The 13,715-nt window shown below is 71.7% G+C and carries 12 protein-coding genes; 4 read left to right on the top strand and 8 right to left on the bottom strand.

Features of this window, described 5'->3' with window-relative positions; all coding sequences use genetic code 11:
* The first annotated feature begins 22 nt into the window (after positions 1–22).
* Positions 23–802: a maleylpyruvate isomerase family mycothiol-dependent enzyme gene (locus ACZ32T_RS02680; RefSeq protein WP_467263430.1), complete on the top strand. Its 780-nt coding sequence runs from the start codon at positions 23–25 to the stop codon at positions 800–802.
* A gap of 61 nt (positions 803–863) precedes the next feature.
* Here the strand turns inward: ACZ32T_RS02680 and ACZ32T_RS02675 are convergent, their stop codons facing one another.
* The 7 genes from ACZ32T_RS02675 to ACZ32T_RS02645 form a co-directional block, all read right to left on the bottom strand.
* Entirely contained in the window at positions 864–1,694 is an 831-nt protein-coding gene (locus ACZ32T_RS02675) for a hypothetical protein (protein WP_467364983.1), read from the bottom strand.
* 187 nt (positions 1,695–1,881) lie between these two features.
* A complete protein-coding gene (locus ACZ32T_RS02670; RefSeq protein ID WP_467364981.1) occupies positions 1,882–2,790 on the bottom strand; it encodes an N-acetylmuramoyl-L-alanine amidase in 909 nt (302 codons plus the stop codon).
* 22 nt (positions 2,791–2,812) lie between these two features.
* On the bottom strand, positions 2,813–3,469 hold the full coding sequence (locus ACZ32T_RS02665) for a class I SAM-dependent methyltransferase (RefSeq protein WP_467263425.1): 657 nt from the start codon (positions 3,467–3,469) through the stop codon (positions 2,813–2,815).
* Between the two features lie 354 nt (positions 3,470–3,823).
* The gene (locus tag ACZ32T_RS02660) at positions 3,824–4,807 is read right to left on the bottom strand and encodes an aldo/keto reductase (RefSeq protein ID WP_467364979.1); all 984 of its coding nucleotides are present in this window, start codon (positions 4,805–4,807) and stop codon (positions 3,824–3,826) included.
* A gap of 149 nt (positions 4,808–4,956) precedes the next feature.
* Positions 4,957–6,264 (bottom strand): M20/M25/M40 family metallo-hydrolase, encoded by a 1,308-nt coding sequence (locus tag ACZ32T_RS02655; RefSeq protein ID WP_467364977.1) that lies wholly within the window; start codon positions 6,262–6,264, stop codon positions 4,957–4,959.
* Entirely contained in the window at positions 6,261–7,655 is a 1,395-nt protein-coding gene (locus tag ACZ32T_RS02650; protein WP_467273259.1) for a cytosine permease, read from the bottom strand. The genes ACZ32T_RS02655 and ACZ32T_RS02650 overlap by 4 nt, the downstream gene beginning before the upstream one ends.
* Positions 7,655–8,608 (bottom strand): DUF1177 domain-containing protein, encoded by a 954-nt coding sequence (locus ACZ32T_RS02645; protein WP_467364975.1) that lies wholly within the window; start codon positions 8,606–8,608, stop codon positions 7,655–7,657. The genes ACZ32T_RS02650 and ACZ32T_RS02645 overlap by 1 nt, the downstream gene beginning before the upstream one ends.
* A 148-nt stretch (positions 8,609–8,756) precedes the next feature.
* Between ACZ32T_RS02645 and ACZ32T_RS02640 the strand changes: the two genes are divergently transcribed.
* On the top strand, positions 8,757–9,584 hold the full coding sequence (locus ACZ32T_RS02640; RefSeq protein ID WP_467364973.1) for an IclR family transcriptional regulator: 828 nt from the start codon (positions 8,757–8,759) through the stop codon (positions 9,582–9,584).
* 32 nt (positions 9,585–9,616) lie between these two features.
* Entirely contained in the window at positions 9,617–10,345 is a 729-nt protein-coding gene (pepE, locus tag ACZ32T_RS02635; protein ID WP_467273256.1) for a dipeptidase PepE, read from the top strand.
* Here the strand turns inward: pepE and ACZ32T_RS02630 are convergent.
* Positions 10,311–11,843, bottom strand: a complete 1,533-nt coding sequence (locus tag ACZ32T_RS02630; RefSeq protein WP_467273255.1) for an MFS transporter — start codon at positions 11,841–11,843, stop codon at positions 10,311–10,313. The two genes, pepE and ACZ32T_RS02630, sit on opposite strands and share 35 nt — an antisense overlap.
* Before the next feature lie 246 nt (positions 11,844–12,089).
* On the opposite strand from ACZ32T_RS02630, the gene ACZ32T_RS02625 reads away from it, so the two are divergent.
* Complete coding sequence (locus tag ACZ32T_RS02625; RefSeq protein WP_467364971.1) at positions 12,090–13,595, top strand: MFS transporter; 1,506 nt, start codon at positions 12,090–12,092, stop codon at positions 13,593–13,595.
* Positions 13,596–13,715: the final 120 nt, after the last annotated feature.

Here is a 13,715-nt window from a genome sequence, read left to right as displayed (position 1 = left end):
GTACGCCGCATAGGGTGCGAGGATGACCCTCCTTTCACACGAGCGGTACTGCGACGAGATCCTGGTGCAGACCGACCGGTTGGGCGCTCTGGTCAAGGACGCCGACCTGACCCTGCGCGTCCCCACCTGCCCCGACTGGAACCTGCGCGAACTCGTCGTCCATGTCGGAGGCGCGCACCGCTGGGCCGGTGAGATCGTCCGCAGCCGGGCAGCCGCCGCGATCCCCGAGGATCAGGTGCCGGACGCCGCGGGTCCGGCCGGCGACGACCCGGCCGCTCTGGCGCAATGGCTGAGGGCGGGCGCCGCCGCGACCGTGGACGCACTGCGCGAGGCGGGCCCCGACACCGAGGTCTGGACCTGGGGGTGGGAGCGCCGGAGCGCCTTCTGGGCCAGGCGCATGGCTCACGAGACCGCCGTCCACGGAGCGGACGCGGCCCTCGCCGCGGGGACTGCCGTCGAGGTGGCACCCGGTCTGGCCGCCGACACGATCACCGAGTGGCTCCAGATCGTCGCCTTCTCCCAGGCGCAGGGCGATCCGGAGGCAGCCGAACTGCGCGGTGGCGGACGGTCCTTGCACCTGCACGCCACGGATGTACCCGGCGCGGAGTGGCTCATCGACCTCGGCGAGGAGGGCTTCACCTGGCGCCACGCCCACGAGAAGGCGACCGTCGCCCTCCGCGGCCCGCTGACCGGTCTGATGCTGGCGTTCAACCGCAGGCAGAAGCCGGACGAGGGCGGACTGGAGGTCCTGGGGGACCGGGGGCTGCTGGACTTCTGGCTGGAGAGGTCGTCCTTCGGCTGAGAGGCCGGAAAGCGCGAGTGGCCCCCACCCGGAAGGGCGGGGGCCACTCGCGTCGGACGGCTCAGCCGCGCTGGATGCCCGTGGTGTCCTGGAGGACGCCACGACGGCCGTCCTGCGTCTGGGCGATGAGCCCGGGGCCGCGCTGCTCGACCGCGAGGTACCACGTACCCGGCGCGAGCTCCGCGATCGGGTTGGGGGCGCCGTCCTCGCCGTACAGCGGACGGGCCACCGGAACCGCGAACCAGAACGGGGTGAAGTCACCGGCCGGTGCCGCACCACCCTGCGGAGCCTGCTGCTGGTGCTCCGGCTGTCCCTGCTGCGCGGGCTGTCCCTGCTGTCCCGGCTGGGCGCCGTACGGCTGGGGCTGTCCCGGCTGGGCGCCGAACGGCTGCTGGCCACCGGGGTAGCCGTAGCCCTGGCCGGGCTGCTGGCCGTACGCCGGCTGCACGGCCTGCGCCGGGCGCGGTGCGCCCAGGAGGGGGGCCTGGAGCGCGGGAACCATCGGGGTGGCCACGGCGCCGGCGGCCAGCACGAGGGTCGCCAGCAGTCCGAGGATCAGACCGGCGCCCGCGTCACCCGCGTCGATGATGGTCCAGAACATGGTCCACAGGGCAAACACGGTGAACGCGGCGCCGGACTGGCCGAGTTCGAAGCCAGCCACCTTGCGGCCCGGCATCGCGCGGCTGACGATCAGCAGCGCGGCGCCGATGATGCCGGCCAGGTAGATGCTCATCAGGACGGAGAGCGAGTCCCAGGCGTTCGAGCTGTAGTTCGAGCAGTCCACGCCCGAGGGGCAGTCGACGCCGAAGAGGTCGAGGAAAGAGGCGACGAACAGCACGACCGCTGCTCCGATCACCACGCCGTCGCCTCGAGTGAGGGAGCGGATATTCACGTGAAGGTCCTTAGTCGGTCGTCTCGTCGGGGCGGTCGTCGATGCCGCCCGATCGGCGGGTTACGGCACGAAGCTCGGGGGCGGCTCCCCATCGTACGGATGAATCTATCGTCTGCCCGGGCGGGTTGTGATGCTGCCCGGACCACGGACGGGCCATCCCCCCGATGTCGCCACTTTCACCGCAGAACTACCTCTTCAGATAGCTGCCGACGCCCTCGGCGATGCCGAGAGCGGCTTTCTGCCGCCAGCCCGAACTGGTGAGCAGGGCGGCGTCCTTCGGATCACGCATATTGCCGCATTCGACGAACACTTTGGGCACGGTCGACAGATTCAGGCCGCCGAGATCGTCACGGGTGTCCAGGCCCGTGTTGCCACCGATGTAATTGGAGGGTGCGCTTCCGGTAACGCGTACGAAATTCCCCGCAATCCGCACTCCGAGTTCACGCGAAGGGGCAACGATCTTCGCGGTGTCCGCGCCGCCTCCCTTCACCGCCGCGGGGAGAATGACGTGGAATCCACGGTTCCCGGTTGCGGAACCGTCCGCGTGGACCGAGACGACCGCGTCCGCCCGCTCCTTGTTGCCGATCCGCGCCCGCTCGTCTACGCACGGCCCGTAGGGGCGGTCGCCGTCCTGGGTGAGCACGACCTTCGCGCCCTGTTCCTCCAGCAGCGTGCGCAGCCGGCGGGAGAGGTCGAGGGTGAACTCGGCCTCCGCGTAACCCGCGTCGGTCGCCGTGCCCGTGGTGTCGCACTCCTTGTGCCCGGTGCCGATGTCCACCTGGCTGTTGATCTCCCGGGTGTGATCACGGTTGCCCGGGTTGTGACCGGGGTCGATCACCACGGTCCGTCCCGTGAGCGGCCCCCGGAGCTCCGGGGAGGCGGACGGGGTCGCGGCCGGAGCGGACGGCTGCGGGGCCGAGTGGGTGGACGCGGGCGAGGACGCGGCGGACCGCGACGCGCTCTCCGGTCCGGCCCCGGGGCCCTGCCCGCCGTCGCCCGCGCATCCCGCGGCGGTCAGACAGACGCCGGCCAGCGCGGCGGCGGCGAACACGGGCCCTCGGCGGGGTGTGGGGGGAGGGAAATCGTCGTGACGCACGTCGCGATGCTATCCGTGCCCCTCAGATCCCCGACCCCGTGCGCCGCAGGACGCGCAGCGAGTCCGTCACCGAGGTCTCGGTGAACGCCCCCGAACCCAGGGCGCGTTGGTGGACCCGGTACGGGGCCTGGCCGCCGTCCGCCGGGTCCGGGAACACGTCGTGGATGACCAGGAGACCGCCGTCGGCGACCTTCGGGGCCCAGCCCTCGTAGTCGCCGTTCGCGTGCTCGTCGGTGTGGCCGCCGTCGATGAAGACCAGGCCGAGCGCTCCGCCCCAGGCACCCGCGACCTGCGGGGACCGTCCGACGAGGGCGATCACGTGCTCCTCCAGGCCCGCCCGGTGCAGGGTGCGCCGGAAGGTCGGCAGCGTGTCCATCAGGCCGGTCTCCGGGTCCACCACCGACGGGTCGTGGTACTCCCACCCGGGCTGCTGCTCCTCGCTGCCCCGGTGATGGTCGACGGTGAGCGCCGTCACTCCGGCGGCGCGGGCGGCGGCGGCCAGCAGGATCGTGGACCGCCCGCAGTAGGTGCCCACCTCCAGGAGCGGGAGCCCGAGCGCGGCGGCCTCGACGGCGGCGGCGTACAGGGCGAGCCCTTCGTGCACCGGCATGAAGCCCTTGGCTGCCTCGAAGGCGGCGAGGATCTCCGGGTCGGGACGGGCGGGCGACTCGGCGGCCACGGGGTTCCTCCTGGTGGGGCGGCGGATCGGACGGCGTCCCATCGTGCCGTACGCCCCCGCGACAGGGATCGGCGGGGCGATCCGTACGTCGTTCCCCCAACTTTTGTGTGCGGCTGACATCCCCGGTGTGACGACCGGCCGTGAGTGGACCGGGCCCGCGTGGGGCCCTTCCTGGAGCTGGAGTCCCCCGCCGAAGGACCGCTGCACAGCCGCCCGCCCTGTGCGCTGCGCACCGCCGTCACCAGCGGGCGTCTCGCCGCGGACAGCACCCTGCCCGCCGGCCGGGTCCTCGCGTCGGATCCGCGGTGCTCGCGGTGGGTGGTGACCCAGGCCGGGAACCGGCAGTTGACGACGTCAGCCGGCCGGGCTGAGCGACGCCGAGTCCAGACGCTCCTTCAGCTCCACCGGCAGGTGGAGCTCCGCCGCCCCCAGAATCTCGTCCAGCTGCTCCACCGAACTCGCTCCCACGATCGGGATGACGGGCGGATCACCGGCCATCAGCCAGGCCAGGACCACCTGGTTCACCGTCGCCCCGAGCTCGTCGGCCACCTCGCCGAGCACCGCCCGGCGCCGCACGCTGCCCGGGTGGTCGTACGCCTCAGGCAGCGGCTTGTCCGACCGTGTGTAGGCGCCCGAGAGCAGCGAGGAGTAGGCCATGAGCGTCATGTCGGGCTCGGCACGCACGTAGTCGAGCAGCTCCGGTGTGACATGTACGTGGCCGCTCTCCGGCAGGGCCAGGTCGAGACGCGGCTGGAGGTAGGAGTAGCGCTGCTGTACGCAGGTGTACGGCGTCAATCCGCCCGCGCGAGCCACGCCACGGGCCCGCTCGGTCAGCCAGGTGGCATGGTTCGAGCACCCGAGCACCCGCGCCTTCCCCTCTCCGACCAGCGTGTGGAACGCCTCCATGGTCTCCTCCAACGGGACGGTCCGGTCCTCGATGTGGGACCAGTACACGTCGATACGGTCCGTGCCGAGGCGCCGCAGACTCTCCTCCGCGGCCTTGCGGACGACAGCCCCGGAGAGGCCCTCAGCTGTCTCCAGACCGGTACCGGGCACCGTGGGCCGGGCACCCGTCTTGGTGGAGATCAGCACCTGGTCGCGCAGGCCCCGGGCGGCCAGCCACCGGCCGACGGTGGCCTCGCTCTCGTCACCGGTCCCGCCGGGAGCCCAGAACGCGTAGTTGTTCGCGGTGTCGAGGAGGTTGCCGCCCGACTCCACGAACCTGTCCAGGATGGCGAAGGAAGTCTTCTCGTCCACCGTGGTGCCGAAGGGCAGAGTGCCCAGGGACAGGACACTTGCAAGGGGACCTGTGGGGCCTCCGATACGGCGTCGCAACATGCGTAACTCCTCGGTACATGGGCCACCACCCGGGGGCCGGCTCTCCCGCCGGGCGTACGCCCGGCGGGACAGGCACCACCGTAGGCATCGGACGGCCCGGAATCCCGAGCCGATTCCGCAGCGGTGAACCAGACCGCTTCCGGCTCGGGTCAGCAGCTCTGCCAGAGCCGGGTCATGACCCGGACGCCGAAGCGCAGGCCCTCCAGCGGGACGCGTTCGTCCACGCCGTGGAAGAGCCGGCCGTAGTCCAGGTCGTGCGGGAGCTTCAGCCCCTTGAACCCGAAGCAGCGGATTCCCAGGTGGGTGAAGGCCTTGGCGTCGGTGCCGCCGGGGTTGCAGTACGGGACGGGGTGGCCGTCCGGGTCCTCCGCACGGACCGCGTCACACATCGCGTCGACCAGCGGCCCGTCGAACGTCGTCTCCATCGCGATGTCGTGGTTGACCCACTCGCGGCTCACGGACGGCAGCAGCAGCCGGTCGATCGTGTCGATCAGCTCCTGCTCGTGGCCCGGCAGGAAACGGCCGTCCACCCGGGCGGTCGCCTTCCCGGGGATCACGTTGGTCTGATAACCCGCCGTGAACATGGTGGGGTTGGCGGAGTTGCGGAGCACCACCTGCATGAAGTCCGCGACCGGACCCAGCCGGGGCAGGGTGCCCTCGATGTCGTCCTCGTCGAACTCCACACCGTAGAGGCGCGCCGCCTCCTCCAGCAGGGCGCGGACCGGTTCGATCAGCCGGACCGGGAAGGTCTCCCGGCCGATCCGGGTGAGGGACTCGGCGAGGTCGGTGACCGCGTTCTCGTCGTTGGGGGAGGAGCCGTGGCCGGCCCGGCCGGTGGCGGTGAGCTCCATCCACGCCATGCCGCGCTGGGCGTTCTCGATCGGGTACAGCCGCCGGGTGTCGTCGATCGCGAAGGAGAAACCGCCGCCCTCGCCGATCGCCTCCGTGACCCCGGAGAAGAGCTCGGGACGGTGCTCGACCAGCCAGTGCGCGCCGAACTTCCCGCCCGCCTCCTCGTCGGCGAGGAAGGCGAGGACGAGGTCGCGGGCCGGTCGCGTGCCGGTGCGGGCGAAGTGCCGGGCGGTGGCCAGCATGACCGCGACCGTGTCCTTCATGTCGATCGCGCCGCGTCCCCAGAGGTAGCCGTCGCGGATCTCGCCGGAGAACGGCGGCACCTGCCATTCGGAGGCGTCGGCGGGTACGACGTCGAGGTGGCCGTGGACCAGCAGGGCCCCCCGGGACGGGTCGGCGCCCGCGACGCGCGCGATGACGTTGGCCCGCCCGGGGGCCGAGTCGACCCGTACGGATTCGATGCCCACCTCGGCGAGCCGGGCCGCCACCCAGTCCGCCGCGGCACGCTCGTCGCTCGTCGGGTTGGAGGTGTCGAAGCGGATCAGCTCGGCGCAGAGACCGACGACCTCCTCCTGGGCCTGCTCGGACGCGGGGACGATGCTCATGCTGCTCCTGTCGGGGTGGTGACGTGGGCGGCGGCGGGCGCGGGGGTGTGCGCGTCGTCGTCCAGGGCGGAGGTTCCGTACGGCCTGATCCAGCCCAGCAGGCCGAGCACGCAGTACAGGAGGAAGGCGGTGGCCAGCGAGTTGAGGGCCGGGATCCCGCCGTCGTAGAACTTGCCGACGCAGAACGCGGCGAGCCAGATGGCCAGGGACATCGGCACCCAGGTCGGGGAGGTCGCGGGCAGGGTCTGCGCCTCGCGGGTCTCGTCCAGCGGCCGCCGCATCCGCTTCACGACCCAGTACTCCGCGACGATGATCCCGCCGATCGGCGGGATCATCACGCCCAGCAGGGAGAGGAACTCCGTGAAGTGGGTCATGATGCCGACCGCGGAGAGGAGCGTGCCCGCCACGCCGAGGGCGACGGTGACGACGCCGCGGTGCAGCCGCTTGCCGAAGACGACCTGGAAGAAGTTGACGACGCCGAGCGAGGAGCCGTACAGGTTCCAGTCGTTGATCTTGGCGGTGGACATCAGGACCACGATCACGCCGAACGCGCCCGAGGTGGAGAGCACGATGTGTGAGACCTCGCTGGACTTCACCAGGTGGCCGAGGAGCACACCGACCATGCCGACGATGTACTCGGAGAGGATCATGGAGGAGGCGCTCTGCACGAAGACGTGCGAGCTCTTCCTGTTGTAGCGGGTCATCTCGGGCGAGACGATGGCGCCGGTCATGTAGCCGCCGGCGATCGCGGTGGCGGCCACCGCCAGCGGGATCGTCTCACCGGGCGGCGGCGAGCTGATCAGGTCGCCGAGCGAGTGGTCGTTGAGTGTCGTGATCACCGACCAGGCGACCATGCCGAAGAAGAGCGGGGTGACGATCTTCGCGAAGAGGGCCATCCAGCGGAAGCCGAAGATCACCAGGGCGGTGATGGCGATGCCCGCGACGACGCACCACATCCAGGACGGGCCGCCGACGAGGGCCGAGACACTGTCGCCGAAGATCGTGTTCTGGACGCCGAACCAGCCGACCAGGCTGACCGCGATGACGAAGCTGACCAGTGCCGAACCGTTTCTGCCGAAGCCCACCCACCGGGTCAGCATCGGAGTCGCCAGGCCCTCCCGCATCCCGGCCATGCCGATCGCGAAGATCACGATCTCCAGGATCACCGCGCCGAGCGTGAAGGCGAGGAACGCGTCCCCGAAGGTCATGCCCACGCCGATGGTGGCACCGAGCGTGAACTGCGAGATCGACCCGGACTGGGCCAGCCACTGCAGGAGCATCGACCAGAAGCCGAAGCGCTTGTCGCGCGGCACCCGGGAGAGCGAGTAGTCGTCGCTGCCGATGCTCTTGGCCTCGGGGGCCGTGGCGGCGCCCCGGCTGTCGGATGCCATCAGGACTCCTGGGTGGTGCGGCCGAAGGTCTGCAGGTGAGCCAGCGACCCGTAGCGGCTGACGAGGTTGTCGAACTCCACCGCGTCGTGGAAGTCCAGGGTTCCGGCGCCGAAGGCCTTGGCGACCTCGACGGCGTACCGGGCGGCGGACGCGATGTCCGTCTCGTGACTCGCGCCCGTCTGGCAGCCCGGCACCGCGGCGGCCGAGGTGACGGCCAGACCGACGACCGGCGCCGCGGTCGCGGTGGAGGGCTGCAGAATCGAATTGATGTGGTGTGCACCGTTACCGTACGGGGTGATGTCCTGTGTGGTCACGGGGTACGTGACCAACGGCTCACCGGTCACCACGGCGAGCAGCTCGCCGAGCTGCTCCGACACCCGGAGCACCCAGCCCTCCTTGACGGTGGGCGAGAGGGCCAGGCCCTTGTGGTTGATGATCCGGTTGCCCTTGGTGGTGTCGATGGAGAGCACGGCCTCCATCTCGCCGGTGACCTCGTGCCGGTTCATCGTGGCGATGTCCACCGGGGACCCCATGAACGGGACCGGGTCGTGCGGCTCGGTCGGAGCGTTCGGGCAGATGTGCGTGGCGACGATCACGTCGCCGGGCAGCGCGTCGCCCCGGCGGCGCATGTCCAGCAGTTTGGCGGCCGCGGCGAGTGCCGAGGCCGCGCCGTCGGCGTCGGACACGAGCCCGGTCACCTCGGGCCGGGCGCCGACGCCACCGAGCCGGCCGACCACGCCGAGGGTCCGGGCACTGCCGCCCGAGGTGCGCCCGTGGGTGCCCGGGATGCGGACGAGTACGAAGTCCGTCGCCCCCCGGTCGCCGGTGACCGTCGTGACCTCGGCCGCCGAGCCGGCGGCCCCGGCGACGGAGTCGAGGTATCCGGCGACGGACCTGCCGCTGACCTGCGGGTCGTCCAGCAGGTCGACGATGTCCAGTACGTACTTGAGCATGGGGGGCCTTTCTCCGGAGCGGGACACCCGCCCGGCGCTTCTGCGGGGAAGCGACGGGCGGGGTGCTGGAGCCACATTCGGGATCCGCTACCGTGGAACGCAATGCTTTCCCGTTATCTGCAATTCAGGTCTGAATGGTGAGATGCTGATGGCCGAGTTCGATCCGGACCGCCGGACCCCCGCCGGGGCGCTGCAGACCGTCGACCGGGCGCTCCTGGTGCTGCTCGCCTTCGAACGCACCCGGCCCGACTGGGGTGTCACCGAGGTCGCCGAGGAGTTCGGCTGGGACACCTCGGTCGCCCAGCGCCTGCTGGCCACGCTCGCGGGCCGCGGATTCCTGGTGTCCGACCCGGTCACCCGCCGCTACCGCATCGGCCCGGCCGTGCTGCGGCTCGGCCGGCTCTGGGAGCGCTCGGGGTCACTGGAGCTGCTGGCCGGCCCGGTGCTGGAGGAGCTCCGCCGGACCACCGGCGACACCGTCCTGTTCTGCCTGCCGGACAACTTCCACATGCGGTGCGTGGCGGCCGAGGAGGGCGAGACCGGGCCGCTGCGCTACTACCCGCTGGTCGGGGAGCTCTACCCGGCGCACGCCGGGGCCACCAGCAAGTCCTTCTACGCCTACCTGCCCGACGACCAGCGCCACCGGCTCTTCCGGGGCCGCCCCATGGCGCGGTTCACCGACCGGACCGTCACCGACCCGGATCTGCTGGAGAAGGAGTTCCTGAAGATCCGCGCCCAGGGGTTCGCCTGGACCGTCGGTGAGTACGACACCGGTATCGCCACCGTCGCCGTGCCGGTCTTCCTGAGGCGCGAACCCTACGGCAGCCTCAGCCTCGGCGGGGGCGAGGACCGCTTCCGGGGCGCGCCCGAGGACCGGCTCGAAGCCCTGCGCCACGCCGCCCACGCGCTGGAGCAGCGGCTCACCCACCCGCCCCAGCGGCCGAAGTCCCGCGCGGGCCGGCCGCGTACCGCCTGACCCGGCTCCGCCCCTGTCGCACGAGGATCCACATGAATCTGCTTCTTCTGTCCAACTCCACCCAGTACGGCCGTGGTTATCTGGAACACGCCCTGGACACCGTCAGCGCGTTCCTGCCGGCGAACGCGCGGCTGGCCTTCGTGCCGTACGCGCTGGCCGCCCACGACGCGTACACCGCACGGGTCCGCGCGGCACTGGAACCGTCCGGGATCCGCGTGCGCGGCGTCCACGAGAGCGGCGACCCCCTCGCCGAACTCGCCGGCTCGGACGCCGTGTTCATCGGCGGAGGCAACTCCTTCCGGCTCCTCGACGCCCTGTACCGCACCGGCCTGCGCGAGGCCGTGCGGGACGCCGCACGGGGCGGACTGCCCTACATGGGGGCCAGCGCGGGCACCAACATGGCCGCGCCGACCCTCCGGACCTCCAACGACATGCCCATCGTGCAGCCGCCGTCCTTCGACGCGCTGGGCCTGGTCCCGTTCCAGATCAACCCGCACTACCTGGACCCCGACCCGGACAGCACCCACAAGGGCGAGACCCGCGAGGAGCGGCTCACCGAATTCCTGGAGGAGAACGACGTCCCCGTGCTCGGGCTGCGCGAGGGCTCCTGGATCCGCGTCGAGGAGGGCACGGCCACGGTCCAGGGCGCCCGGCCCGCACGGCTGTTCACGCGCGGTGCCCCGCCGCAGGAGCTCGCGGCCGGGACCGATGTGTCCCGGCTGCTGGCTACGGAGCCGAGGTTCGACGTCCCGGCGCGCTGACCGGCGCCGCCACGGGGGCGGACTCCGCCGCGGCGAGCGCGTCGCCCGCGCTGCTGGCGAGCAGAACCGGACGCGCCTTCCGCTGTGCCGGCAGGAACGCCGCCAGCACGAGGCCGATCAGCACCGCCCCCGTGGCGATCACGAACGAGGTCCGGAAGCCCTCCATGGTGGGGACGTCCACCGAGCCCATCCGGACCGAGGTGTTCGCCAGCACCATGCCGATCACCGCACTGGACATCGAGGTGCCGATCGACCGCATCAGCGTGTTCAGACCGTTGGCCGCACCCGTCTCCGACGCGTCGACCGCGCCGATGATCAGGGCGGGCAGCGAGGAGTACGCCAGCCCGATCCCCGCCCCGAGCACCACCGCGATGACCACGGTCTGCCAGGCCGCGCTCATCAGGCCGAGCCCCGCCCCGTAACCGACGGCGATGATCAGCATCCCCAGGATCAGGGTGGTCTTGGGCCCGCGGCGGGCGGAGAGCCGTGCGTACAGCGGGGCGACGAACATCATGGTCAGACCCAGCGGTGCCACGCAGAGCCCCGCGACCACCATGGACTGCCCCAGGCCGTAACCCGTCGAGGCGGGCAGCTGGAGCAGCTGCGGCAGGACCAGGGAGACGGCGTAGAAGGCGACCCCGACCATGATCGAGACCAGGTTGGTGAGCAGTACCTCGCGGCGGGCGCTGGTACGGAGATCGACCAGCGGTGCCGGGGAGCGCAGCTCGAACAGGCCCCACAGCAGCAGGACCACCAGGGACGCGGCGATCAGACCGAGCGTCAGCGGGGAGGTCCAGCCCCAGTCGCCGCCCTTGGTCACCGGCAGCAGCAGGCAGACCAGGCCGAGCGAGAGGCCCAGCGCCCCGACGAAGTCGAAGCGGCCCGGCGCGCGCAGCGGGGGTTCCGGCACGACGAGGACGGTCAGGCCCATGGCCAGCACGCCCAGCGCGGCCGACGCGAGGAACAGCGCGTGCCAGTCGGCGTGCTGGGCGACGATCGCGGCGGCGGGCAGCGCGAGTCCGCCGCCCACGCCTATGGACGAGCTCATCAGGGCCATCGCGGAACCGAGCTTCTCGCGCGGCAGCACGTCGCGCATGATGCCGATCCCCAGCGGGATGGCACCCATGGCGAAACCCTGGAGCGCCCGGCCGACGATCATGATCACGAGGTTGTCGGTGGACGCGCAGATCAGCGAGCCCACCACCATCACGGCGAGGCTGGCCAGCAGCATCCGCCGCTTGCCGTACAGATCGCCGAGCCGCCCCATGATCGGGGTCGCGACGGCCCCGGCGAGCAGGGTGGCCGTCATCACCCAGGTCGCGTTCGCCGGATCGGTGCCGAGCAGGGACGGCAGGTCCTTGATGACGGGGACGAGCAGGGTCTGCATCACCGCGACGGTGATCCCCGCGAACGCGAGTACGGGTACGACGCCACCGCCCTTGCCCCTGCGCGGGTCGGGGAGGTCCCCGGCTTGCTGTCCGTTCGTCGTCCGTTGCATACGTGGGGCCTCCGGGCAGGGGAAGAAGCAGAAGGTCGAGCGGGGCGGAGCATGCGGCGGCGCGCCGACGGGCAGCGTCGGCCGCCAAGTGTGTGCATGTTGAACACTTCCTTGTGCCTGCGATATTCCGGTGAACGCGGCGTAAAAACAGGGAAGTCGGCGGAGGACCAACGCCAGGAGACGGAGAAGAGAGGGGACCGAAGGGGGCCCCGAAACCGATGTACGGGGCACGAGTGGCCTGCGAGTATGACACCCATGGTTGACGTCTCCCCGCCCGCACTGCCGCCCGCCCGGTCGAGAACCCGTACCTGGGCCGTGGTCGCGGCCGCCTGCACCGGTCAGTTCCTGGTCGTCCTCGACGTGTCCGTCGTCAATGTCGCCCTGCCGTCCATGCGCACCGACCTGGGCCTCAGCGGACCCGGGCTCCAGTGGGTCGTCAACGCCTACTCGATCGCCTTCGCCGGCTTCATGCTGCTCGGAGGCCGGGCCGCGGACATATACGGCCGCAAGAGGATGTTCCTGACCGGGCTCGCCCTCTTCACCGCCGCCTCCCTGGCAGGCGGACTCGCACAGGAGGGCTGGCAGCTCCTCGCCGCCCGGGCGGGGCAGGGGCTCGGCGCCGCCGTCCTGTCCCCGGCGACCCTCACGATCCTCACCGCCGCCGTCCCCGAGGGCCCCGCACGGTCCAGGGCGATCGGCACCTGGATGGCCGTCGGCGCGGGCGGCGGCGCGGCCGGCGGACTGATCGGCGGGGTGCTCACCGACCTTCTCTCCTGGCGGTGGGTGCTGCTCATCAACGTGCCGGTCGGCGTCCTCGTCATCGCCGGCGCCGTGGTGTGGCTGGCCGAGGGCAGGGCGGGCGACCGCCGCCGTGTGGACCTGCTCGGCGCGGTACTCGTCACGGCGGGCCTGGCGACGACGGCGTACGGCATCGTGCAGACCGAGGCCGCCGGCTGGGCCGCCGCCTCCACGCTGGTGCCCCTCCTGGGCGGACTGGCACTGCTCGCCGTCTTCGTCCTGGTGGAGGCCAGGACGGCCGCGCCGCTGATGCCCCTGCGGGTGCTCGGAGTCCGCGCCGTCTCGGCGGCCAACGTGTCGATGCTGCTGCTGGGTTCGGCGACGTTCGGCATGTGGTACTTCATGACCGTCTACGCCCAGAACGTGCTGGGCTACACGCCGCTGGAGGCCGGGTTCGCCCTCGTGCCGAGCTCCGCCGCCGTCTTCATCGGTGCGAAGGCCGCGCCCGCGCTCATGGCGCGGGCGGGGGCCAAGTCCCTGGCCGTGGCCGGAACCCTGGTCGCCGCCGCCGGCTTCGGCTGGCAGTCCACCATGGGTGTACACGGCTCCTACCTCACCGCGGTCTGCCTCCCCGGCGTCCTGATGATGGCCGGCGCCGGGCTGGCCTCCACCCCGCTGGCCACGCTCGCCACCTCCGGGGCGGCCCCGGGCGACGCCGGACTCGTCTCCGGGCTGGTCAACACCTCCCGCACCATGGGCGGCGCACTGGGCCTCGCCGTGCTCTCCACGGTCGCGGCGGCCCGTACGGCGGGTTCGACGGAGGCGGCGGAGATCACGGCCGGATACGCGACGGCCTTCCGCACGTCCGCCGTGGTGCTGGTGTGCGGGGCCGCGATGATGCTGCTCTGGCTGCCGGGCCGCCGGGACGGCCGCACCGGACGTCCGGGCACGCGGGCCGGCGGACACCCCGCGAAGAAGTCCACGTCGGCGGCGCTGCACTCCCCGGAGGGCTGAACGGAGTGGAGCCGGCCCTCCTGGCGTGCCGCGCGTTCGTGCGACGCGATGCCCGTTCCTGTCTTCCGGGAGAGACCGAGCGCACCTCGTGATGACGCATGTCCCGGGCGCGCGGCCGTC

This window comes from Streptomyces sp. NPDC023573 (assembly GCF_055559735.1).
This window is presented reverse-complemented; position numbering and strand designations above follow the sequence as displayed.

Coding starts and splice junctions, on each gene's coding strand:
- ACZ32T_RS02645 (WP_467364975.1), bottom strand. CDS start 8,608: ATGCTCAAGTACGTACTGGACATCGTCGACCTGCTGGACGACCCGCAG.
- ACZ32T_RS02650 (WP_467273259.1), bottom strand. CDS start 7,655: ATGGCATCCGACAGCCGGGGCGCCGCCACGGCCCCCGAGGCCAAGAGC.
- ACZ32T_RS02640 (WP_467364973.1), top strand. CDS start 8,757: ATGGCCGAGTTCGATCCGGACCGCCGGACCCCCGCCGGGGCGCTGCAG.
- ACZ32T_RS02660 (WP_467364979.1), bottom strand. CDS start 4,807: ATGTTGCGACGCCGTATCGGAGGCCCCACAGGTCCCCTTGCAAGTGTC.
- ACZ32T_RS02630 (WP_467273255.1), bottom strand. CDS start 11,843: ATGCAACGGACGACGAACGGACAGCAAGCCGGGGACCTCCCCGACCCG.
- pepE (WP_467273256.1), top strand. CDS start 9,617: ATGAATCTGCTTCTTCTGTCCAACTCCACCCAGTACGGCCGTGGTTAT.
- ACZ32T_RS02680 (WP_467263430.1), top strand. CDS start 23: ATGACCCTCCTTTCACACGAGCGGTACTGCGACGAGATCCTGGTGCAG.
- ACZ32T_RS02655 (WP_467364977.1), bottom strand. CDS start 6,264: ATGAGCATCGTCCCCGCGTCCGAGCAGGCCCAGGAGGAGGTCGTCGGT.
- ACZ32T_RS02625 (WP_467364971.1), top strand. CDS start 12,090: ATGACACCCATGGTTGACGTCTCCCCGCCCGCACTGCCGCCCGCCCGG.